Source organism: Methanospirillum hungatei (assembly GCF_019263745.1).
GTDB lineage: Archaea > Halobacteriota > Methanomicrobia > Methanomicrobiales > Methanospirillaceae > Methanospirillum > Methanospirillum purgamenti.
The window spans coordinates 2,912,435-2,934,209 of record NZ_CP077107.1; the positions used below are offsets into that span (position 1 = coordinate 2,912,435).

Sequence of the window (21,775 nt, forward strand, 5' to 3'; positions counted from 1 at the left end):
CCCCACCCCATAAAACAGTACTGACCGATGACTAAAATAAAAAGCCCTGATGAGATTATGGCCGAGTACCTCTTGAAGGGAGGGAAGATGCTGTCAAAGACCTGTCCGGTCTGCCATTCACCACTCTTTGAATATAAAGGCGAGACTCTGTGTGTTGTCTGCCAGGAAGAACAGGTTGCACGATCACACCATGAACAGCAGCCTACCACTGTTCCATTACCAACTTCCAGGCCGGTACTGTCACAACAGGTACCAGTTGCACCCGGAGGCCTTGAAGATGAGTTTTCTCTCACCCTTCGGGCTCTTCTGATTCAGGCACGCGAGGAACAGGACAGTACCCGGATTCTTACCCTGATGGAATCGGTTAAGAAAGGGGCTGAAGCATATGCACTTCTTCTTTACGGGTACGGCCGACGGGATAACTCGTAAATCATCTCTGCTTTTTTTGCACCGATACCTGGGATATGAAGAAGATCCTCTTTTTCAGCATCGATGATGGCTTTAAGCGAACCAAATGCTGTGAGGAGTGCACGGGCATATTTTGGCCCAAGATCCGGGAATGCACTCATGATTGCCTCCTGAGCTGATGCAAGACTCTCGTATGTCTCTTTCTGGCTGGATCCTCGTTCCGTAAATCCGTTCTCTTCTTCCCTCCGTGCAAGGACCAGGAGCAGGTCTGCGGTATCACCCGGATCCCGGGTCTGAAAGATCGTGATTCCCATGGAGACAGAAATTGCAGCAAGAGCACCTCTGATAGCATTCGGGTGAATGTCCCGTTGAGCATAGATATCACCCCCCTCAATAATCAGGACAGGTTTTGGGCACACCCTAGCCATATCTCTGAGCTGATCAAGGAGATCCCGGTCGATGAGACTATCAACAAAATCACGGGAAGTCTTCCGCTCAACAAGAATCCTATCACCAATTTTATAATCGCCCTGAAAAAGCCGTTCAATCCGTATAACTGCTCCGGCAGAGGAGAGGTATTCGGCAACCTTTGATACCAGTTCCCGATCATCAATGATAATCTTTGGTCCTGAGAAGTACTCCTCTTGTGTTTCTTTCGCTTTTTGCAGTTCTTCCTGATCCAGAGGGAGTGCGGTCTGGAGAATTTTTTTCTCATGACCAACAATATTTTTCATGCCGGTTGCCATCGCTTTCTCCCTTCTTCTGGAGACTATCTGAAAGGTCTCATCAGCAGTTTTCCTGGTAACCAGAACAATTATTCGTCCAGTGCTGTGACGCCCGGTTCTTCCCTTTCTCTGTATACTCCGGATCTCAGAGGGGACCGGCTCATAGAAGATTACCACATCGGTTGAGGGGATATCTAATCCTTCCTCTCCGACTGACGTAGCGACTAATACGGAAAATTCTCCCTCACGGAACCTGCTTATAGTAGCAATTTGTCTCTTTTGGGAGAGTCCTTTCTCCTGATCCTTGTTTGCTTTACCAACAAACCGTTCTGCAGAAATTCCCGTTGCCTGCAGAGTATCAACGATCATCTTGACCGTGTCCCGATAGGTCGCAAAGATGATGATCCTGGTCTCCGGTGATTCCTCCAGGATAGACTGTACCAGGTCAGGGAGGATAAGGAGTTTCGGGTGGCATTCCTCCTTCCATTCGATGGACCGGTTCAGCAGCCTCATGAACCTGGGATCATAGGCAATCCTCTTTGATGCCTTTGACCCGCCTGGTGCATTTCCTTCTGCGAGGAGTTTGTTCAGGTAGGCTTTCAGGACCATACAACCCTGTGACTCTGCCAAACCAATGGCATGCCTGAGTTTCATCAGTTCAGCATGGATACTGGCCGCAGCAAATCCTGAAGCATCCCGTTCTGCAATCCGTTGCTGGATAATTGCTGATATCTCCTGGAGTGCCTTCATTGAAAGGGAAGACTGGTCGATAACTGGAAAACCTGCTTGTTTCAGCTGGTTAAGTCGATCACTGACGAGTGCTTTTAGATCTTCAAGAGCGATTTTTAGTTCTGCCGGAAGATCGACATGGATGATCTCAACTTCTTTTTCGTGGACATATGGTTTCACATCCGGGTCGTTCTCGGTCCTTGTTTCAATTGATTTGATATGCAGGTTCTCGACAATATCTGCGATCTTTTCCTTATTTCCCCCTGGAGATGCAGTCATTGCGAGGATGAGCGGTTCTTTTGCTGTCTGTATGTATCGGTCTGCCAAAAAGACATAGGCATAATTTCCGACTGCACGATGTCCTTCGTCCACAATAAGGAGTGACACATCCGAGAGATCATACCTGCCGGCTATGATGTCATTTTTAATAACCTGAGGGGTAGCCAGAATCACCGATGCAGCCATCCATTCTTGAGTTCTCTTATCCGGTGATGCTTCTCCGGTGAACATCGCAAACTTTGTGTTATCATCTCCGGGGATGGCGAGATGAGTCTGAAAATAGCGAAGGTGCTGCTCGACCAGAGGTTTTGTCGGGGCCATCATCAGCACCTTCCCCCCGTTCTGGTACAGACGGGAAGCTGCAACAATAAGTGCAATTGCTGTTTTTCCAAGGCCTGTCGGAATAACAACAAGTGTATTTCCCTCAAGAGCGTTCATGGAGATAGAGAACTGGTATGTCCTCTTTTGCATTGTCTCCGGAACAACAAAAGGATGGGAGATATAATCCATCAGATGAGTGAAGAGAATGAGCTTTTACCCCTGATAAGGGCTGGTATCAGATCAGCAAGCTGGTCTTTTGAAATTCGGATCTGTTCCATGCTGTCACGGTCACGAAGAGTTACGGTATTATCTTCAAGTGAGTCATAGTCAACCGTCACAGCAAATGGCGTTCCTATCTCGTCCTGTCTGCGATACCGACGCCCGATTGCCCCTGAGTCATCATATTCAGCAAGAATACCCTGCATTTGAAGCGTTCTGGTAATTTCTTTTGCCATTTTATCCAGTCCGTCGCGTGACATAAGTGGGAATATTGCAACCTGAACGGGAGCGATTCTGCTCGGGAACCGCATCACTTTCCTGACTTCACCCTCGACTTCCTCTTCATGGTATGAGTGTTCAAGTACGGCATAGATCATCCGGTCTATACCATAACTTGGTTCGATGACATGAGGTCTGACATCAACACCACGGACATCCACCTCTTCTTCTTTCACCTCGTAGAGTTCAGCCGGGACAAAGATCTCTTCCCCATCGATGACAACGGTTGCTCCATCCGGGCCGGGAGTGACCTCCTGCAGGGCATCTGATATAACCTTGGCTTTTCCCCGGTACTGTGGACCGAGCACACCCATGTTAGCATTGATGACCCGTCTCATTTCCCGGCGTGGCTCCTCAAACTGGATATATGCGGTAAAAGAATCGCCACTCTGATCAGCATGGGCTTTCAGGTCATAATCTGTACGATCTGCAATTCCTACCGTCTCAACCCATCCAAACCGTTCGGAGAAAATCTCAGCATCCCAACAATCTTCTGCATAATGTGCACGTTCATCTGGGAGGTGTTGACGGAATCTGAGACGTTCTGGAATTACCCCAATCGTGACGAGCAGTTCGTGGGTCAGGGCCAGATAGTAGGCGACGTATTCGTTCGCAATAACTCCCTGTGCAACAGCATCTTTCATGGTGTAGGTTTTTGCCTCAAGTCCTCCAAGCTGTTGCTCTGATGAGAGAAGAGGAAATGCATAATTTGCATACCGTTCAAAATTCGGGTGATCCTTCATCTCAGGGTGAACAAAGATCTCAGCCTCTGCTTGGGTGAATTCACGAAGCCGGATCATTCCCTGCCTGGGAGATATCTCATTCCGATATGAGCGCCCGATCTGCACGGTTCCAAAGGGAAGCTTATCACGGTAAAACCGGAGTAACCGACCAAAATCAACAAAGATACCTTGAGCTGTCTCGGGCCGTAAATATCCTTTTCTCTGTGAACCAGGTCCAATGGTAGTCTGAAACATCAGGTTGAAGGTAAAAACATCTACTTTTCCAAGAACCTCATTACATGCAGGACAGGGGAGTGTACATATTTTTTCTGCAAGAGCCTCACAGGAGAGGGTTGCAGCGTTCGGGACATTGTGGGCTTCAGCTACATGGTCAGCCCGCAAGTATTCATTGCATGCCGGACACTGACACATCTTGTCAGAAAAACCCTTGACATGTCCGGATGCGATATACATGGCCTCCTGGCCGATGGTTGGGCATTCTATCTCGTAATATCCTTCCGAGATTACATAGAACTGGCGCCAGAGGTCTTCGATACGGCGTTTGACTAACGTTCCAAGAGGGCCGTAATCGATAAACCCTGCAACCGAGCCATAGCATTCTGTAGTTGGCCAGACAAACCCTCTGCGTTTTGCCAGATCCATCACATTATCAAAGACATCGCTCATCTGGGATCACAAACCGGGTTACATATTGCTCTCAACTACAATGAAGATTTTCTTCTGAATCTGCCCTCCCACCTGCTGAACCAGATGGTGATGATAAACCCTGTCCTACCATGAAGGGTGACTCTGTTGCACTTTTACGCCTCATTTGCTATGACCATATAATAGATTGTGGTCATATTTCGTAAAAATTCCAACAAACTTAAATAATTTCAGCGGTATCTATATCGGTAACCCTAGCGTGTGTGAGTCCTAATGCCTGAAGAGGTCGCGAAGAAAGAACAGCTGTTACAACTGTTCGCCAATATGACCGGTAACACAAAAATTGTGGAACCGATGAAGAAGATCCATGGTACGCTCCGTGATAGTGATGCTGTCGAGCGAGAAATTGCTCTCATAATGAGAGAACTCCTCGACCAGGGCTTCTTTAAGACCAAGCTGAAACCTATTCAGCTTGCAAAGTTGATTTGTGCTTACTACGGTGGTAAAAACGATACGGAAATTGCGAGGGAACTTGGTGATGAAAAACTCTCCAAGACTGTTGCTCGTGCCCGGGTCAGGATGAAACTCTTCCGTGAACTTGACTTTAAGATGCCGTTTGATCGGAACCAGATGGAGCACCTGCTTGTTTCTGGTAAAACAATGAAGGAGATAAGTGAGGAATTGGGGATAAGTCCGTCAACCCTTCGTGAATACCGGCATGTCCTTGAAGCCATGGTTGATCGGGAGATGGATCAGTATCTCGAACGTATCCGTGACGTGATGGAAGACCGTGATCTTACTGAGAGTATGACTTCCTCTGCAACGAAAGATGCCTTTGGTGAATCCATAGACATTACCGAAGCAGAGTTGATTGACATCACCTGAACATTTTTTATGAAAATTATTTATCCTGGCCATTCCTGTATCGTACTGGAAGGTTCGAAATCCATCCTGATTGATCCCTCCGTTCCAGATAGTGATATCAGGATTAAACCTGATCTTGTTGCAGTGACCCATGCTCATGCAGATCATCTGGGTATTGCCGCATCATATTCGGTCCCGATAATTACCAATAATGAGATCGCTCATTACCTCCGGGGGAAGGGGTGCACTACTGAAGCAATGAATATCGGTGGGACTATTGTTGTGGATGATGTTTCATTTACCATGACGCAGGCATTGCATTCATCCTGGATAGAAGAGGCAGGAATAGGTATGTATGGTGGTAGTGCAGCTGGATTTATCATCCGGATGGATGGGGTGACTGTGTATCATGCAGGTGATACAGGTCTGTTTTCAGATATGCGTCTTATCGGTGAGTTATACCATCCTGATGTGGCTCTTATCCCGGTTGGAGGGAGATATACGATGGGTCCAGGAGAAGGGATGATGGCTGCAGAGTTTATCGGTGCTCCAATTGTAATTCCAATACATTACAATACGTTTGAAAAGATACGTCAGGATGTTTCTGAGTTTGCCCGGGCGATTAATGAAACGACAGATATGACAGCAGTTATTCTTGAGCCCGGAATGGAGTATAAGATACCTGCATAATCATATAATTTTTTTTATGTATTCTTATTGATCAGAACAGAATGCAAATATGTGTTACACAAATCGTCTGGGATCAGTGATTACATCAACGATCACAGGACAATCTTGACTGGTTGCCCAGATTACCGCTGACTCAAGTTCCTCAGGTTTTTCTACCCTGATACCTTCACCTCCGCATGATTTGGCATATAAAAGAAAGTCCGGATTATGCAAGGCAGTTGCATAGTTAGGATATTTTTCTATCTGCTGTTCAACCTGGATCATTCCGAGTTCATGGTTATTGAGGATAATTACTACCATGGGGAGATCATATTTAACAGCTGTAACAAAATCACCCATTGCCATTGCAAATCCGCCATCTCCGGTAATGCAAAACACTCGTTTTTCTGGATATGCGATTTTTCCCGCGATTGCTCCGGGAAATCCAAATCCCATAGTAGCAAGATATCCAGACATGACAAATTTCTGACCCTTCATTCGAAAATTTCTTCCAAACCACCAGCCATTTTCACCGACATCTACTGAAATTATGGCATCGGATGGAATAATTTTAGAGAGGATTTCCATGATATATGGAGGCCGTATAGGAGTGGAACGATCATCTGCTTCAGTTTTTCTGATCTCCTCCCATGGTTTTTTTACCTGTTCGACCCGATTTCTTGCACTTGAATGAGAAGAGGATGGGATACCTTGAAGTATTTCTCTTAAGACTTCTCCGACATCTCCATACACCGGAAGAGTATCTTTTCCCCTGCCAAGACGAATAGGATCATAATCGACTTGTATTATCCTGGTATGTTCTGGAACTCGGGTCATCTTAGAAAATCCAACTCCAAGAGTGATGAGCAGATCTGCCTGTTCAACCATTGTTCGTGCTCCAGGAGATCCAACCGTTCCGAGAATACCTGCATACAGTGGATGTTCATCAGGAATTATTCCTTTTGCACGAAATGTTGAGAGGATTGGAGCATCTATTCTTTCTGCAAATGTTTCTACCTGAGATGGGTAGGAATGTGCTCCCCACCCAGCAAGGATTACCGGAGATGTAGATGAATGAATAAGGGTTATTGCTTTTTGTAGGGTTTCATTATCTGGACGAATCATCCGATTTGGAATAACTCCATGGACTGTAGCATACTCTGGATCAATCTCCTGTTTTTGAATATCGTTTGGAACTGATATCTGTGCAACACCATTTCTTACTACCGCATGTTGCACTGCCATGGTTAGAATTTTTATTGTCATTTTCTTATCATAAATGGTATTATTGAAAACAGTCACCGGTCTGAAAAATGCGTCCTGATCTATCTCCTGAAAGCCTCCCGGACCAGCATATTGCATCTCTACCTGTCCGTTTATTGAAAGGACAGATGCTCTATCTTCCTTGGCATCATACAGGCCGGTGGTCAGGTTGGTAGCTCCCGGACCCGCAATAGTGACACATGCGGCTATTTTTCCGGTGAGTTTATTGTACGCTGATGCGGCCATTGCAGCATTTTCTTCATGACGAAAGAGAGTAAATCGTGCATTATCATTTTTTCGGATGGCGTCGATGATACCAAGACTGCTTGTTCCGGGAACTCCGAAATACTCAATGATCCCAAAATGGACCAGGTTTTTTATTATTGCTTCAGAAACCGTAGGGAGATTAGCAGTAAAAGGACTATTCTCTAATACTCGTTTGAATGCAGTTTTATCTGCATGACAGATGGGGCATCGCCAGGTATCCGGAATTGATGAAAAAGGGGTTCCTGGTGGAATATTGGTAGATTGATCTCCAGACATTTCATCGTACAGATATTCGCATATACTACACTTCCATACTGCCATGATAAGTCAATTACTGATGCTGGAGTTTTAATGTTTGTCTCTGTATTGGATGATGAACAGTTATTGTTTATATATACCATTTTATGCTACATTGAATTATCAGGATTCTTATTGGTTGATCCAATTGTTCATGTGCTGATTGAGTTCACCTTTAGTTTTTCCCCTCTCTTGCTATTTGATTAGGATCAGATAGAAATCATATATACATAGCCCATTTAGAATGACTGGCCGAAATTATTTTAAAAAATTGAAGGATGAAAATCTGAAATATTTAGTTTTTAAATTAATATGAACGAAACATTTTTTAGTATAAAAGAATATGTGCAGAGGATATTGTATGAGCCTGGTTCTCATGGATTTGATCATACGTTGCGTGTGACAGATCTGTGTCACACCATCGGGATGAAAGAGCAGGCAAATCTGGATATATTGATCCCTGCTGCACTGTTTCATGATATTGCCCGCCCGGTTGAAAAAAAGACTGGCATACCTCATGAAAAAGAAGGGGCAAGAATTGCCGGAGAATATCTCACATCAATAGGGTATAATGATCCATATATCCCACTCATTCAACATGCAATTGAGGCTCACCGGTTTAGTTCTGATCCGGTACCTGTTACATTAGAAGCAAAAATATTGTCTGATGCTGATAATCTTGATGCAATTGGTGCGGTAGGGATTGCCCGGACATTTATTTCCTCTGGAGAGCGAAATAGCGATATTCCTGATGCAGTGAGTCATGTATATGAGAAATTGTTGAAGTTAAAAGATCTTATGTACACTCAAACAGCAGAGGAAATTGCGATGAAAAGGCATAATTTCCTTCTTTATTTTATGAGTGTACTTGAAAATGAGATAAAATAAGGGATATTTTATTCAAGAGAAAATGAGATTGCTTTTTTATATGTTGAAGCTACACCATCAGTATTCCAGACGCAAAGATCCATTTTGCCTGAAGTAATCTCCTCAGATAATGGAGCATCAATTTTTACCCGTATTTTCATGGCATTGTGCATCACAACAGGCTTTGGATAGAATGAAAACCACTTAAGGTTATCTCCTGCCAATAAGACCTCACACGGTTCAATTAATTCTCGTCCGGTAATTGAAACGTCCTCTGCAGCGTCAGGTGTCAGGACTGGTGCATCTACTGACAGAATTACAGGTTCTATGAGTTTGGAGGTGACTTCAAATGGGATGGTTGCTTTTCCAGTCTTTGTTGTTATCACCAGATTCCAGGTACCCAATTCAGCATCCACAGGGATGTCAATCATGACTACACCATACTTCTGGTTTTCGGCAAAACAGTAATTATATGCATCAATTACCATATTATCCTTAACAAGGGTCACATACACCGGGGATGTGAAGTGATCCCCATATATTTTAATTCCCATGGTGTTGCCGGCCCCTCCTGTAAAGGGATAGATGCTGGTAACGTGAATTTCACGCTCGTTTATTATCTTACCGTTTATTGCACCTATCTGGAGATCTGATGTTTGATTTTCAGAATCAGATTTTACTGGTATTGTAATCGCTAGTGAAGTAATTTCCAGTGTTTTACCTGGTTCTTCTAATACACTCGAATTATTGAATTCTGAAGTCGCAGAACCGTTTAATACTGTTAGGTTTACCGAATTTGTCCGAAGGTCAGTTCCTTTTATAAATGCACGGATTGGATACACTCCCGGTTTTCCTGTTTCAGGAATGGAAACTGATTGTATTCTCTTCGTGCTACGAAGGATGAGATCAGGGACTGGTGATCCAATACCTACTCCGAGTAGTTCTGGATCAGGGATTGCCTGAAAATCAACCTGCTCTCCAAGGAGTTTTGTTGTGTCTAGTGACCATATCCGTTCTCCGGAGGCTTTTATTGTTGCACCACTTTTTCCTGTTATGGTCATCGCAGAAACATCGAGGTTTAAAGTAAACTCAACTGACTCACCAGCATTCACTGTATCTGGTAGAACAGACAAGGTTCCTTTCAATAAGAGTGTGCCACTTGGGGGTGGCATATCACCAGACCAGTTGGAAAACCCCTGTCCATAATTTTCAAAGAAAGGACCATTGAAAATAATTTTCTCATCAGAGACTGCTGCACTCGCAAAGCCAATACCTGTGGACAATGTCAGTATGATCATTATCAACACTATTGGCAGACCTGAAAATGCTTGAGTCATATTATTACCCATGATGCCACCACATTTCTAAAAAGGAAATTATAAGTTTCGGAATTTATTAGTTCCGAATATTATGGTATGTTCTTACATCTCTTCGGGTATTTCTATACATGATGCTGTGTATCAATTTATGAAAAATGATTGAATCAGAAGAATTTAAATTAGTAAATGGATCTTATTCATACCTTTTGGCATAATTATCAATTGCTTCCATAGTTTTTGGAGTCTCGTTTGGTGATAATACAATATCATCAACGTTGATATGAAAATAAGCAAGAGTTTCCTTAATCAACGGGATATCCATGAATCCCTCAATGTCCCCTGATGAAAGAGAATCGATTATCCGGGTCAGGGATATGTCCACCATGGAAAAAATTGATCCTCCATCCTCACCATATGAGGTATCAATTCGGGTTTTTTCCAAAAGGTCAATCATCATCTCCATATCATTCGCTACCGGCATCCCTCCGGCTTCTGATCCATTGAATACTCCAGAATATTTATGTAGTGCAGATTCATCTTGAGTTCCAGCGAGAATACCATAATTCATACTTCCAATTGTTATTATAAGTGTCAGAAAAAGAACAGTTTTGAAATTAGTATGGAATATCATTGATAGTTTGGTTCAATGGACAAATTTTTAATTTTACTAGGGGTGATTTCACATTTATCATGCAAGTATTCGATTGTATTCCTGTATTTTCTTACTTTTTATCTCTTATCATGAAAATGTTTTATTGTATGGCAGTAAGTATCATACATGAGTCTGGTAGAACATCTATTATGGTTTAGGGTGGAAAAAGACTATGAATATTGAACATTTTGTTTTATTATTGATGATAGTCGTTTCAACAATATTAGTGAGTGGTTGTAGTTCAATTTTTCAGGAACCATCCGTTACAGTTGGATCCGTAGATCTAGCTCACATAAATGCCACTGATCTAAGTCTGAATATAACACTGAATGTGGAAAATCCAAATCCCTTTGGGATCATGTTCAGGAAAATTACTGCAGATGTATCCTACCTGAATGGTAAGGAATGGAACCAGTTAAGCCATATTGAAAAGGAGGATATTGATATAATGGTTGGAGAGAGCACTGTATTGTTGCCAGTATCGGTCAGGAATGAAGATCTGATTAAAGCTGGGTTTCACCTTTTGTTGTCCGGTGATATTTCTATACAGGTTACGGGTATTGCAGAGCCATCTTTCTTTGGATTTGAGCCACGAATCCCCTTTCAGGAGACAAGATCCATTCCCCTAAAAATATGAATTTCCCTTTTTTTAAATAAAATTGGATTTTATGGGTAGGCAATATCTTACTTGTTTTTACAGTTTTTTTCCGGAATTGATGACCCGGTATGAAGGAGATATTCTGATCCCCATGAACAGAGTGATTCGAGAACTGGAATAACTGAAATCCCCAGAGGAGTAAGAGAATACTCAACTCGTGGCGGGACTTCCGGGTACATAACTCTCATTATTACACCGTCATCTTCAAGTTCCCGAAGTTGTTTCGTAAGCATCCGTGGAGATACCATGGGAAGGTGATCCATAATCTGGGTAAATCGGAGTGTCCCTGATTTCAATTGCCAGATAATCAGAGCTTTCCATTTTCCTCCAATTACGGCTAGAGCAGCCTCTACTGGACAATGATATTGATTTTTTTCATTCATACATATAGGATTTTTACTATCCGTTAGAATGCAATTATTAATAATATAGTTACTACCTAATGTATAGTATTGAAATATGATGGAGCAATTCTTGGACAATCAATCCTCCAAATTTTTTGATCAAGGTTTCTCTGGATATTTCAGGAGAGGGTAATGCCTGTCATATCATTAGAAATTGCACCGGTTGGTACGGAAAAAAAAGAAGAACTTATTAAAAATCTCACGAAAATTGCAAGTGAAATAACAAACATTTCCGAATCGTCCTTTGTCGTGCTTATTAAAGAGTATCCTCTTGATGCGATTGGGGTGGGAGGTATCCCCCTGACTGATGTATTTGCACAAAGAGCGAAAAACCAGGGTAATTCTCAGTAATTACTGGAAGATAAAATGACCACCATTGCCATTGATTCATCAAAATGTTCGGGGTGCACATTATGTATGACACTCTGCCCGTACTGTATTATTGAAATGAAAGAAGGAGAAAGTATCGCATCTGTAAATCCAAATGGCGTTCAGTTTTGTAGTAAATGTGGCCATTGTGCTTCAATCTGTCCGGAAGGAGCAATAACTGTGGATTTTGAAGGTGCAGGGTCCATTCCTGATTATGTTGCAGATTCAAATCCCACCTTTGCACAACTCAGCAGACTCATCGCAATGCGACGTTCGGTCAGAAGTTATAAAAAGGAGCCGGTTCCCCGGGAAACTTTAGAGAAAATACTGGATATAATCAGGTATGCACCAACAGGTATGAATGGTCAGTCAGTCAGATGGCTGATTATTTCAAACCCGAAAGAGGTTCAAAACCTCGTCGCTGGTGTTATTGAATGGGCTCGTCAATTGGTAAAGTCGGGCGCCGAGCATCCGTTAATGCCGATATTGCCTATGATTATTAATGCATGGGACCATGGGGAAGATCATATCTGCCATGGAGCGCCACATCTGGTAATTGCATATGCTCACAAGGATAATCCAGTAGGATTTATTGATGCGACTATTGCACTGACTCATCTTGATATCGTCGCCCCTACTTTGGATCTGGGCACCTGTTGGGCAGGGATTGTTCAGATTGCTTGCCTCAGCTCACCAGATCTCATGGCAAGTCTGGGTCTCCCACCTGATCATGTCTCTATATATGGAATGATGATTGGATATCCGAAATATAAGTTCCATCAGATTCCTAAACGTAATGCTTTACAGGTTATATGGAAATGAGATAAAATTGAAAATGAATAGTTACCTGGAATCAATCCATGTTTTTTTTAAATGCGTCTGTAATTCTCACTAGAAAATGAGTATGATTCCCTTTTTCAGATCAGTCAATTATTTAATTCTCACATCATCAAGGAAATATCTACCTGCTCATTATATACCGGCGAAGATCGACACCTTGTATACGGTATTCTGTTCCATCTCGTTCTGCTGGTAGAAATCCATCGCTAATATATTCAAGCAATACCGATTCACTTTCTCCGGCTATCGCAGCTGCTTCACGTACAGAATATTTTTTTTCTTCCCTGACGCCCCCAATGGAATCGCGAAGGGTTTGTTCCCCAACTCTTGCATGACCAGAATATTCTGACGTTATGAGGTCATCTGACTCCATCCCTGTCTCTGTAGCATTATATTGGACATCTTCAAGGGATATCTGAGAGGGAAGGGTTGCATCAGAATTATCCTCCTCTTTTTCTTCTGTAGGATGAGACTGTTTTTTCTCATCTGGAATAAGTGGTTTTAGCACCCTTGTATCATCGCTGATGGCTGGATATTCATGCCTAATGACATGAGTGGTTGGAGTCAATGTGGACAACCGTGCTATTTGCTCACGGAGCCAGGTAATTTCTCCATCCTGTCGTTGAATAATCTCCCGGAGAATTTCAGAATCCGATGAACTAAAATGACCTTTTTGATCCATCTGGACAACACGAACAGGATCATGTTTTTTGATCTGGAGAGCTTGGTATATGAGGTCTGTCGCAACTTCTTCAATAGGAACATGATGTTCAGCGGCTAAAATACGCAGTCTACTTATTATTTGGGGTGAGATTGATAGAGTAATCGTCTGTTTAGAATGCACCATTTTCAAGGTGTAATATTGATTTCCGATCTGAAAAAAGGATCTCTTTATTATAGAGGATAACTCTCACGAAAAGATCATGTAAAAAAAGGGTAATTACTTAAAAACCAGGATTCTCCAGGGATTATGATGGAGGAAAATTGAGGTCCAGTAAACCGGGTATTCAATATTGTCAATGCTCGATTCGGTTCCAAGCGTTATCATATCATAACCTGCTGGATATGACGCAATCGGTAGGTTATCATTCATCGAAATATTTCGAGTCTGGTTTGTGTCAGCCGGAAATAATGTACCTGCTGCTAATCCAGCGTAACCGATAATTGTTCCGTCCGGCTGGATAACAAGGATTGAGTTTTCGTTATCATGAACTGAACGGAGTGCTTCTTCTACCAGAATATCTGGTTTATATAATGCTGTGAGATACCCTGTAACTGACAGAGAAGAAGAGTACAATGGATGGACAATGAATATTGCATGTTCACCTTCAATTGTCTCAATATAATCACTCATTCCCGGTACTGGATTTGTTTTCACGGATTTTATTGCCAACTGTGAACTTGCATCCTTTCCAACACTTTCCTGGTGGGAGTCTGGATAAATTGCAATTATGGTTCCTGACCTGTCAATAATTGATGCAGCATAGACTCCATTATTTTTCTGAATCAGTTTTTCAAGATAAGAGTCCAGTTCACTTGTTTGCAGGTTCTTCCCTTTGAGCTCTAATGCAACCTTTGCTACTTCTGCATCATACTCATTCAAAGTGGTCATAAGAGATGATGATGACTTAAGCAATAGTGTTGTCATACCCAACTTCTCATCTGGAGAAAGACCAGTTTCTTGTCCTTCATACCAGGTTTTTGATTCTGGCATATCACTACGTACAGATATCGAGTTAATCCTGAAAGGCTGACCCCACATTTGAATTGTCATGACATCCTGGTCAATTGTACCAGATACATCAACCTTCAGGCCATCTTTCCTGAACTCATCAGAAAGATCCAGGGGGAGATAGTTTGTCCCTTCAGAAGAAATAATTCCATAAAATCCTCCTTCAAGATCCATATACACAATTTCACCGGTAAATGAGATTTCCGGAGTTGTTTCCTGTGCAATACACCCACTTGCACAGATGAGTGATAATGTCAGAACAATTACACCCACCGATACTGCTGATTGTATCATACATTTTTTTCGGTGGATCATGAGAAAAGAGTTCTGGTGTACTCCTTTTTATCTTTAAGAACCACCGATCTGATTCTTTCATTAGAGGCTAACATATGCAGAGATAATGAGTACATAAATAGCAACATGTATGAGAATAAAAATAGGAACCAGAATTGAAAAGAGCGGTTTTCGAATTTTGTGTCTGAATATTCGCATTCCTCCATATGCTCCAAAAGGACCAAAGAGGGCAATAGTCAGGAGTGTTTTTTCTGATATCCGGTATTCTTCTTGCATTGCCCGTTGTTTATCGATTCCAAATAAGGCAAAAGCAATCCCATTGATGATAAGGTATGGTATGAGCAGAAATTCGTTCATAGATGACTTATCTGGTTTCGCGCAATGTGCTAAAATATGTGAGTATTCTAATGCACATCTTTTATATGCCACTCATGATCCCGGAAAGCAACTCTTCAGTCGAACATACTCTGGCATATAGTCCTGATAATGCACTCATGTACGCTGCATGGACCATGTTTGCAGGGATGATGGTACCCAGAAATGATAGTTCTCTTGTTGCACAAGCATCATGAATAAGGGTACAGGAAAATCCCTTATCTGCAGCTGCTCGAACTGTAGCATCAATGCACATATGACTCATCATTCCGCAAATGATGAGATTTTCAACTCCTTTTTTTAAGAGAACATCCTTTAGATCGGTTTTTTGAAAACTATTTGGATAATGTTTAATGATAACTTGTTCATCAGCTAAAGGCGCTACGAGATGATACAACTCAGATCCATATGTATGAGGTTTAAAAAAATTGGCATCAGGGCGTGTAGAGATGTGTCTTATATGGATTGGCATAAATCCTTGTTCTCTGGCGAATTTTAGAATATTTCCTGCGTTTTCTGCAGCACTGATACTGTTAAAACATTCCATCGCTCCACCAGGGAAGTAATCATTCTGAATATCAATGAGAACAAGTGCTGATTTGGTCATTTCTCCTCCGGGCAAGACAGTATATATTGCCGTGGGTGTAATCCAAACTTTTTATAAAATCCAATAACATCTTCATTTCCAACCGTAACATGAACAAGGATATCTGTTCCGCCCTCTTCTTTCATCCAGGAAAGTGCCTGAGTCATAAGTTTAGTTCCGATACCCTGGTTTCTGGCTTCTTCACAAATAAAAATTGACTCAATTTCTCCATATGAGTCAGAAGCTACAGAACAGAGACAATATCCGATATTCTTATGGCTTATTTCGTCTGACGCAAAAAAGATCCGAAGGTTTCTTGAAGCATTTCTCTCAAGGATTTCCTGTTTTCGTTCATGAAATTTGACTTTATTCATTCTATCAACGAATAAATGGTTTTTGGATTGAATAAATCTCCTTAATTCCACCCAAAGGTCTTCTATCTGATCAATCTCTTCTGGTCCGGTTGCAAAAATGATAGTGCTTAAAATTGAAGGTTTCGCAATTTTCTGTATCTCGTAATCATTAATTACCATCTCACGATTGACGATATCAGGGGAAAATGCAGGAGTGCAAACCGCAATATATTCAGCTCCCTCAGGAGTACTATATCGCACTTTTATTCCTGATGGCATTATTACTGCTTGTCCTGCCTGAACCTGAATACAATGTCCCTCTGCTTCAACCTGAAGAATTCCGGAGAGAACAATGGTGTACTCTTCAAATTCCGGGATTTGATATGGCTCAGACCAACCAGGAGGGCTAATCATTCTTGCAATACTCACATTGGAAGTTCCGGATATGATTCGTCCCACATATTCTTCTATTCTTTTGGGTGGTGTCCCTGCTGCCGGAACAATCCGGGGGAACTGTATGATCCGGACCATACTCACTGGTTTTTTTCTGCATCTATATGAGTATTCGGAGATGATTGAATATAGGTAAAAAGTATCTTTGTAGTATGATATGGAATGGTTTCTATGGTTACTTCTCATAATTTTTCTCGTTCTCCTGTTGAAGAAGTCATGTTCAGGTTTTGCTCAGAAAATGGACAGAGTGTTGAAGAAGTGTTTCCTTCTCCTTATCCTGGGTGGGAAAAAATACGGAACCAGATTATTCATTCATTAGAACTGACAGCAAATAATAAAATAACAACTGATTGTATACTCAAGTATACTGATGTGTTCCTTCTAACTACAGGAGATATCCCTGGAAATCTCATTTTAATTGCTCCGATGGTTCCCGTTGATATAAGATCCCTGATTGTACAGGGGCCTGTATCAGAGATAAACATCGCAGGAAGTATTGAGAATTTAGTAATTAACGTTCGCTATGAACAAAATAATGATAAAATGATTCTTGTTTTTAAAGCAAGTAATAAAGATCAATTTACGTTTTCAAGGGATGAAATGCTGGTATGGTTTGATACCGCAAGGGAAAATATTCATCGTATATTCGATGCAATTGTAACTAGTAAACTAATAAATCGAATTTCCTAATCCAAATCTTTTCGATTAGAGAATGAGAATGAGATGTGATAATAAAAAATGTTTACCCAATTTATCTATGTATGATAAAGACAAATGTAATAGTACTATTTGACCATGCAGGAGAAAAGACCAAATAAGGTTCTTGGATATCGGACAGATATTCACGGAGAACCTAAACAGACTCTCATTGGTCCGGTTGCAGATGACCGGTGTATCATCTTTAATCTTGATTCAGGAGATACATCAATCATTACTCCAGGAGATCCGCTCCTTACCGAGGAGCCTTTTATTCCCTGTGATGAAGTTACGAACGAAAAAATTTTCAAAATGATGAAGAAGCGACCGGATATCTATGTAAAATTTTATAAGTTGCTAAACGAGAGAATCCCACGGTAATTTCTTTTCTCTCGTTATCGTTTTTCTGTTTATAGCTTTTTAATTAGGAATCTGCAATGAGTGTCACCTGCGGAATAACACTCTACTTCAGTTATCTGAACAGGGGCATTAAGATATTTTGTAAATATCGCTGAAAGAACGCCAATATCAAATGAACATGCTCCATGACCGGTTACAGGTAAATCTTCACATTCAAAACACCCATAGACGATAATAGCAATGGGATCAGATCCACTCAGTTCTACTGATCCAAGCCCATGTTCCTGCCAGAAATTATGGATGTTCTGAACCATTTGGGATATATCTGGACTATAAATGAGGGGTGTAAGAATAGATCCAATTTTCCATCCGGTTCGTTCAAGCACCGGATCTATATTAATCCCAAGAGCCATGGCTTCAGTTCGAAATGTGCGGATTCCAAACTTGAAAAAGGATGCAATATCTCTTGGATGAAATGGAAGTTCCTCATCACATGGCTCTTCTTTGAGAGAAATGTCACGATCACGGTTTGTCAGACGTCCAATTGGATCAGATGTAAGGGTGAGTATTTTTTTACGGTTATCATGAGGATCGGTCTGTGAGGAAATAAATCCTGCATGAATGAGATCATGGATATGCACTGATATCGTGGATTTTGCTTTGCCACAGGAACTTACCAGTTCATCAAACGAGCGATCACGTTCTTGCAATAGATCAAGAATTTTTTTCTTGACTGAACTGTCTATTGCCATTACCCGATCTTTTGAAGAAAAAAGTCGTATATCTTCTGTCAGATCCTGATCGGGCAACTCCTTGCTTTCTACCACATACAGATATTATTCGGAAGGTTCATATTTGTTCGCACACAATAGAATGTTCGTACTAATACTAACGAGTTGAACCATGAAAGCAAGTGCATATAAAATCGCAGATGGAGTATACTGGGTCGGAACACTGGACTGGGACCTGAGATCCTACCACGGATATACCCTTGATGGAACGACATACAACGCATTCCTTCTCTTTGGTGAAAAGACAGTCCTGATTGATAATGTTTATCCTGGACAGTCTGCACAGATGTGGGGAAGAATCACTGATGCATGTAACCAGGAGGGACGGGATCTTCATATCGATATCATCGTCCAGAACCATGTCGAAAAGGATCACTCTGGAGCCCTGCCAGAGATTCATAAAAAATTCCCAAAAGCACCCATCTATTGTACCGAGATTGCCGAGAAAGGGCTAATAAGACATTACCCTGCATTACAGGGTGCAACTTTCAGACACATCAAAACCGGGGATACCCTTGACTATGGGAAAAAAACCCTGGCATTTGTTCAAGCCCCTCTTCTTCACTGGCCTGACTCAATGTTCACCCTCCTTGTAGAGGATGGAATCTTGTTCCCGAACGATGCATTCGGCCAGCATCTTTGTTTCTCGAAGCGTCTTGACAGCGAGATTTCTGAAACGGTTCTGATGGATGCAGCACAAAAATTTTATGCCAACCTTATAGTCCCGCTTTCAGGACTTTTTATCAAAAAAGCATCTGAACTGGCAAATCTTGATCTCATCAGTAAAGTGAAGATGATTGCCCCCTCCCATGGGCAGATTTGGACAGATCCATCAAAGATCATCAACGCATATGTTGGTTGGGCTACCGGAACTCTCATCAAACCAAAGGTTACAATCGTCTATGATACCATGCATGGTTCGACCCGGATGCTTGCCCATGCTCTTGCAGAAGGAGTCATGACCGGTGGATGTGATGTGAAGATCTTTAACTTGCATGAGGATGAACGGTCGGAGATTGTAAAGCACATCCTGGAGTCAAAGGGTCTGATGATTGGTATTCCAACCATTAATGATATGCCCTATCCAAGCATCGGGGACCTTATCTATTATCTGAAAGGACTGCATTTTGATCGCACCGGTGAACGTTATGCAATGACCTTCGGTTCTATGGGCGGGAAAGGCGGTGCTCCGGCTATGATTGCAGATGAACTCAAAACAGCAGGATTCAATGTAACGAAGACAATGGAAGTCGTATTTGTTCCCGATGTCAATGAACTTGATCAGGCATTCGATGCCGGTCTTGAGATGGCAAAAGCAATAAAAGAATAAAGGGATTCCAGCCTGATCCCTTTTTTATTCTGCGGTGATATCCTCAAAGGTAAATGACGCATAGATCATCCCCAGCATCTCGAGATCAGAATCGGAGGATGTGCATACCACTGCCGGTTTCTGATGGACAAAAGTCATGAGAATATCAGGATTTGGCTCACCGCTAAATAACTCATCCACATCGGTCTGAATAGTAAACCGGTATGGGTCCAGATTGCCAAAAAAGAAATCCTTGTACTCTGCTATCTGCTCCGGGGTTGCATTGTAGGCCCAGTCTGCTGCGTCTGCCACGGTCACATCAACAGGAATCCACCCATATTCGGGGAGATAAAACTCTGCCCAGAAATGCGTTCCCTGATGTCCTGGTACTATCTGATACCCACCTGGAGCCCGTGCAGGGATTCCTACTGCCCGACAGAGAGCCGAAAAGTATACACTCTGGGTTCCACAATCTCCAAATCCTGTTTCATGTACAAAATCTGATTCACTTATGTTCATTGCGGTAAGGTGACTATGTGGCACATTACTATAGGGAAGGGTGTTAAGGATATAATTATAAATCAATTTTGCTTTTTTATATGGGTTTTTCTCATCACCAACTATCTCATGTGCCAATTCAACAATTTCAGGAGTTACGTTGATATTTGGCTGACTGTGAGTGTATCTCTGGTATAACATTGATGAGGTATCGTATCCGCTGATCAGATCCGGGTTTACGTTATTAATCCGTGGACTTGTCGTCACCGCCACCTCAACCGACGTGTTGACATATTCACTTGTCACCTCATCAAGTGGGATCTCAAAATAAACCTCCCCAATTGTGCCCGTTGTTACCGGACCAGAGATTACATCGTCCTCAGGTTCTAGTGAAAGGACTGAAATGTTCGTTTGGCTCTCTATTTCTACTGGTAAGGGCAGCCATATCTGCAATGTTCCATTATCTGGCAACAAATTGCGTGGAATGCTCATTTTACCGGTTCCAACAAAAGTGTGGTTTTGATAGAGCGGGTTTTTTTCATCACGGGGAGCGCTAATATAGGGCATAATCTGGTCAAAAAATGGGGATTCATTCAGTGACCTTGTCATATTCTGGCTCAATGTTTTGTTTTGGTACTGAACATTCCGTGCAATTCCTTCATAATAATACGTTTTTCCGTCAGATACGAACTGAATAGAGGCTCCAGGTTTTAAAAAGGCTGATCGTTCATCATGTGAGAATTGGGGAAATGTATGAGCAATGGTCTCATCCGCGCTGGTCTGGTTATAGATCATCTCGCTAAACATCCAACTTATCCGTTTTGCCTGTCGGAGAGCATCCAGTTTTTTTTCCTGATTCCCTTCTGCAGCATATTCCACCGAACTGTTCATAAAAAAGTAGTATGCCTCTTCAAACCTTGAGTCATTCATAGCTTTTTCAGCCTGTTGAAATAGAATTTCTGGGGATTGTATTTCATCCGCTGTGATACTTGTTCCTGTAATAAGAATCAGGAATAATATCATTCCTGTATATAACCGTCCAACCATTGTTCTTCTACCTGATTGAGTAGTACTCATTTATAATAAAAAACCTCTTTGATCGTAGGAATTCTTTATAATCTGACTCTCTGAAAAAAGAACCTGAAAAAATTGACAATCGTTTTATTCTGGATGACACCAGGTTTATTACCCTGGTAGTCAATTACTCACCATGCTTACCTTTATTTTACTTGGAAGATTGACAAACCTGGCCCTGGAACAGGCACGGGAGTTTAAGGAACGAGATAGGAGAGCAGCTGATATTATCAAAAAGGCCGGCGGTAATTTAGTTTCTCTTTATTATACCTTTGGACAATATGATTTTGTTGCTATTATCGAAGCACCATCACAAGATGTCATGACCATGATTCTCTTTGAAATTGGAAGGTTTAGTACAGTAAGTTCAGAGACATTAATGGCGATGCCACCTGAACAACTCTATTCAGTAATTGATAAATACCATTAATCAAGAT

At 41.9% G+C, this 21,775-nt stretch carries 24 protein-coding genes; 11 read left to right on the plus strand and 13 right to left on the minus strand.

Going from position 1 to position 21,775, the window contains the following annotated elements:
- Window positions 1–27 precede the first annotated feature (27 nt).
- Window positions 28–429, plus strand: coding sequence for an Sjogren's syndrome/scleroderma autoantigen 1 family protein (locus KSK55_RS14045; RefSeq protein ID WP_218607353.1), 402 nt, complete (start codon window positions 28–30; stop codon window positions 427–429).
- On the opposite strand, the gene KSK55_RS14050 is transcribed toward KSK55_RS14045, so the two are convergent.
- Both KSK55_RS14050 and glyS read right to left on the minus strand, forming a co-directional pair.
- Window positions 399–2,651 (minus strand): DEAD/DEAH box helicase, encoded by a 2,253-nt coding sequence (locus KSK55_RS14050; RefSeq protein ID WP_218607354.1) that lies wholly within the window; start codon window positions 2,649–2,651, stop codon window positions 399–401. The two genes, KSK55_RS14045 and KSK55_RS14050, sit on opposite strands and share 31 nt — an antisense overlap.
- Window positions 2,651–4,369 carry a glycine--tRNA ligase gene (gene glyS / locus KSK55_RS14055; protein ID WP_218607355.1) on the minus strand — a complete coding sequence of 573 codons (1,719 nt, stop codon included), beginning with the start codon at window positions 4,367–4,369 and terminating at the stop codon, window positions 2,651–2,653. The genes KSK55_RS14050 and glyS overlap by 1 nt, the downstream gene beginning before the upstream one ends.
- Before the next feature lie 252 nt (window positions 4,370–4,621).
- Here glyS and KSK55_RS14060 point away from each other — a divergent pair, with 252 nt between their 5' ends.
- A complete protein-coding gene (locus tag KSK55_RS14060; RefSeq protein WP_214420804.1) occupies window positions 4,622–5,233 on the plus strand; it encodes a helix-turn-helix domain-containing protein in 612 nt (203 codons plus the stop codon).
- A gap of 9 nt (window positions 5,234–5,242) precedes the next feature.
- On the plus strand, window positions 5,243–5,902 hold the full coding sequence (locus KSK55_RS14065) for a metal-dependent hydrolase (RefSeq protein ID WP_214420805.1): 660 nt from the start codon (window positions 5,243–5,245) through the stop codon (window positions 5,900–5,902).
- A 54-nt stretch (window positions 5,903–5,956) separates the two neighbouring features.
- On the opposite strand, the gene KSK55_RS14070 is transcribed toward KSK55_RS14065, so the two are convergent.
- The gene (locus tag KSK55_RS14070) at window positions 5,957–7,732 is read right to left on the minus strand and encodes a thiamine pyrophosphate-dependent enzyme (RefSeq protein WP_218607357.1); all 1,776 of its coding nucleotides are present in this window, start codon (window positions 7,730–7,732) and stop codon (window positions 5,957–5,959) included.
- A gap of 288 nt (window positions 7,733–8,020) precedes the next feature.
- On the opposite strand from KSK55_RS14070, the gene KSK55_RS14075 reads away from it, so the two are divergent.
- A complete protein-coding gene (locus KSK55_RS14075; protein WP_218607359.1) occupies window positions 8,021–8,596 on the plus strand; it encodes an HD domain-containing protein in 576 nt (191 codons plus the stop codon).
- Window positions 8,597–8,604: 8 nt separating this feature from the next.
- On the opposite strand, the gene KSK55_RS14080 is transcribed toward KSK55_RS14075, so the two are convergent.
- Both KSK55_RS14080 and KSK55_RS14085 read right to left on the minus strand, forming a co-directional pair.
- Complete coding sequence (locus KSK55_RS14080) at window positions 8,605–9,924, minus strand: hypothetical protein (protein WP_218607361.1); 1,320 nt, start codon at window positions 9,922–9,924, stop codon at window positions 8,605–8,607.
- A 163-nt stretch (window positions 9,925–10,087) separates the two neighbouring features.
- Window positions 10,088–10,462, minus strand: a complete 375-nt coding sequence (locus KSK55_RS14085; protein ID WP_218607362.1) for a hypothetical protein — start codon at window positions 10,460–10,462, stop codon at window positions 10,088–10,090.
- 256 nt (window positions 10,463–10,718) lie between these two features.
- Here KSK55_RS14085 and KSK55_RS14090 point away from each other — a divergent pair, with 256 nt between their 5' ends.
- Entirely contained in the window at window positions 10,719–11,183 is a 465-nt protein-coding gene (locus tag KSK55_RS14090) for an LEA/WHy family protein (RefSeq protein ID WP_218607363.1), read from the plus strand.
- Window positions 11,184–11,230: 47 nt separating this feature from the next.
- Here the strand turns inward: KSK55_RS14090 and KSK55_RS14095 are convergent, their stop codons facing one another.
- The gene (locus tag KSK55_RS14095) at window positions 11,231–11,587 is read right to left on the minus strand and encodes a winged helix-turn-helix transcriptional regulator (RefSeq protein ID WP_214420811.1); all 357 of its coding nucleotides are present in this window, start codon (window positions 11,585–11,587) and stop codon (window positions 11,231–11,233) included.
- 153 nt (window positions 11,588–11,740) lie between these two features.
- Here KSK55_RS14095 and dmpI point away from each other — a divergent pair, with 153 nt between their 5' ends.
- Together dmpI and KSK55_RS14105 are read left to right on the plus strand one after the other, a co-directional pair.
- Entirely contained in the window at window positions 11,741–11,959 is a 219-nt protein-coding gene (dmpI, locus tag KSK55_RS14100) for a 4-oxalocrotonate tautomerase DmpI (protein WP_218607364.1), read from the plus strand.
- Between the two features lie 15 nt (window positions 11,960–11,974).
- The gene (locus KSK55_RS14105) at window positions 11,975–12,799 is read left to right on the plus strand and encodes a nitroreductase family protein (protein ID WP_214420813.1); all 825 of its coding nucleotides are present in this window, start codon (window positions 11,975–11,977) and stop codon (window positions 12,797–12,799) included.
- A 139-nt stretch (window positions 12,800–12,938) separates the two neighbouring features.
- On the opposite strand, the gene KSK55_RS14110 is transcribed toward KSK55_RS14105, so the two are convergent.
- The 5 genes from KSK55_RS14110 to KSK55_RS14130 all read right to left on the minus strand — a co-directional run bounded on the left by KSK55_RS14110 (window position 12,939) and on the right by KSK55_RS14130 (window position 16,688).
- The gene (locus KSK55_RS14110; RefSeq protein WP_218607365.1) at window positions 12,939–13,670 is read right to left on the minus strand and encodes a helix-turn-helix domain-containing protein; all 732 of its coding nucleotides are present in this window, start codon (window positions 13,668–13,670) and stop codon (window positions 12,939–12,941) included.
- 87 nt (window positions 13,671–13,757) lie between these two features.
- Window positions 13,758–14,843 carry a cache domain-containing protein gene (locus KSK55_RS14115; protein ID WP_218607366.1) on the minus strand — a complete coding sequence of 362 codons (1,086 nt, stop codon included), beginning with the start codon at window positions 14,841–14,843 and terminating at the stop codon, window positions 13,758–13,760.
- Between the two features lie 81 nt (window positions 14,844–14,924).
- Window positions 14,925–15,200 (minus strand): DUF1294 domain-containing protein, encoded by a 276-nt coding sequence (locus KSK55_RS14120; protein WP_214420816.1) that lies wholly within the window; start codon window positions 15,198–15,200, stop codon window positions 14,925–14,927.
- A gap of 61 nt (window positions 15,201–15,261) precedes the next feature.
- Window positions 15,262–15,825: a cysteine hydrolase family protein gene (locus tag KSK55_RS14125; RefSeq protein ID WP_218607367.1), complete on the minus strand. Its 564-nt coding sequence runs from the start codon at window positions 15,823–15,825 to the stop codon at window positions 15,262–15,264.
- On the minus strand, window positions 15,822–16,688 hold the full coding sequence (locus KSK55_RS14130) for a GNAT family N-acetyltransferase (RefSeq protein WP_218607368.1): 867 nt from the start codon (window positions 16,686–16,688) through the stop codon (window positions 15,822–15,824). Before KSK55_RS14130 ends, KSK55_RS14125 begins: the two co-directional genes overlap by 4 nt.
- Before the next feature lie 93 nt (window positions 16,689–16,781).
- Here KSK55_RS14130 and KSK55_RS14135 point away from each other — a divergent pair, with 93 nt between their 5' ends.
- Window positions 16,782–17,300: a hypothetical protein gene (locus KSK55_RS14135; protein WP_218607369.1), complete on the plus strand. Its 519-nt coding sequence runs from the start codon at window positions 16,782–16,784 to the stop codon at window positions 17,298–17,300.
- 105 nt (window positions 17,301–17,405) lie between these two features.
- Window positions 17,406–17,687, plus strand: a complete 282-nt coding sequence (locus KSK55_RS14140) for a hypothetical protein (RefSeq protein ID WP_214420820.1) — start codon at window positions 17,406–17,408, stop codon at window positions 17,685–17,687.
- 29 nt (window positions 17,688–17,716) lie between these two features.
- Here KSK55_RS14140 and KSK55_RS14145 read toward each other — a convergent pair whose 3' ends face one another.
- Window positions 17,717–18,493 (minus strand): V4R domain-containing protein, encoded by a 777-nt coding sequence (locus KSK55_RS14145; RefSeq protein ID WP_218607370.1) that lies wholly within the window; start codon window positions 18,491–18,493, stop codon window positions 17,717–17,719.
- Between the two features lie 76 nt (window positions 18,494–18,569).
- On the opposite strand from KSK55_RS14145, the gene KSK55_RS14150 reads away from it, so the two are divergent.
- On the plus strand, window positions 18,570–19,787 hold the full coding sequence (locus KSK55_RS14150) for an FprA family A-type flavoprotein (RefSeq protein ID WP_218607371.1): 1,218 nt from the start codon (window positions 18,570–18,572) through the stop codon (window positions 19,785–19,787).
- Window positions 19,788–19,811: 24 nt separating this feature from the next.
- Here KSK55_RS14150 and KSK55_RS14155 read toward each other — a convergent pair whose 3' ends face one another.
- Window positions 19,812–21,341: a transglutaminase-like domain-containing protein gene (locus tag KSK55_RS14155; protein WP_218607372.1), complete on the minus strand. Its 1,530-nt coding sequence runs from the start codon at window positions 21,339–21,341 to the stop codon at window positions 19,812–19,814.
- A 133-nt stretch (window positions 21,342–21,474) separates the two neighbouring features.
- On the opposite strand from KSK55_RS14155, the gene KSK55_RS14160 reads away from it, so the two are divergent.
- Window positions 21,475–21,768 (plus strand): GYD domain-containing protein, encoded by a 294-nt coding sequence (locus KSK55_RS14160; RefSeq protein WP_214420824.1) that lies wholly within the window; start codon window positions 21,475–21,477, stop codon window positions 21,766–21,768.
- The last annotated feature ends 7 nt before the right edge of the window (window positions 21,769–21,775 follow it).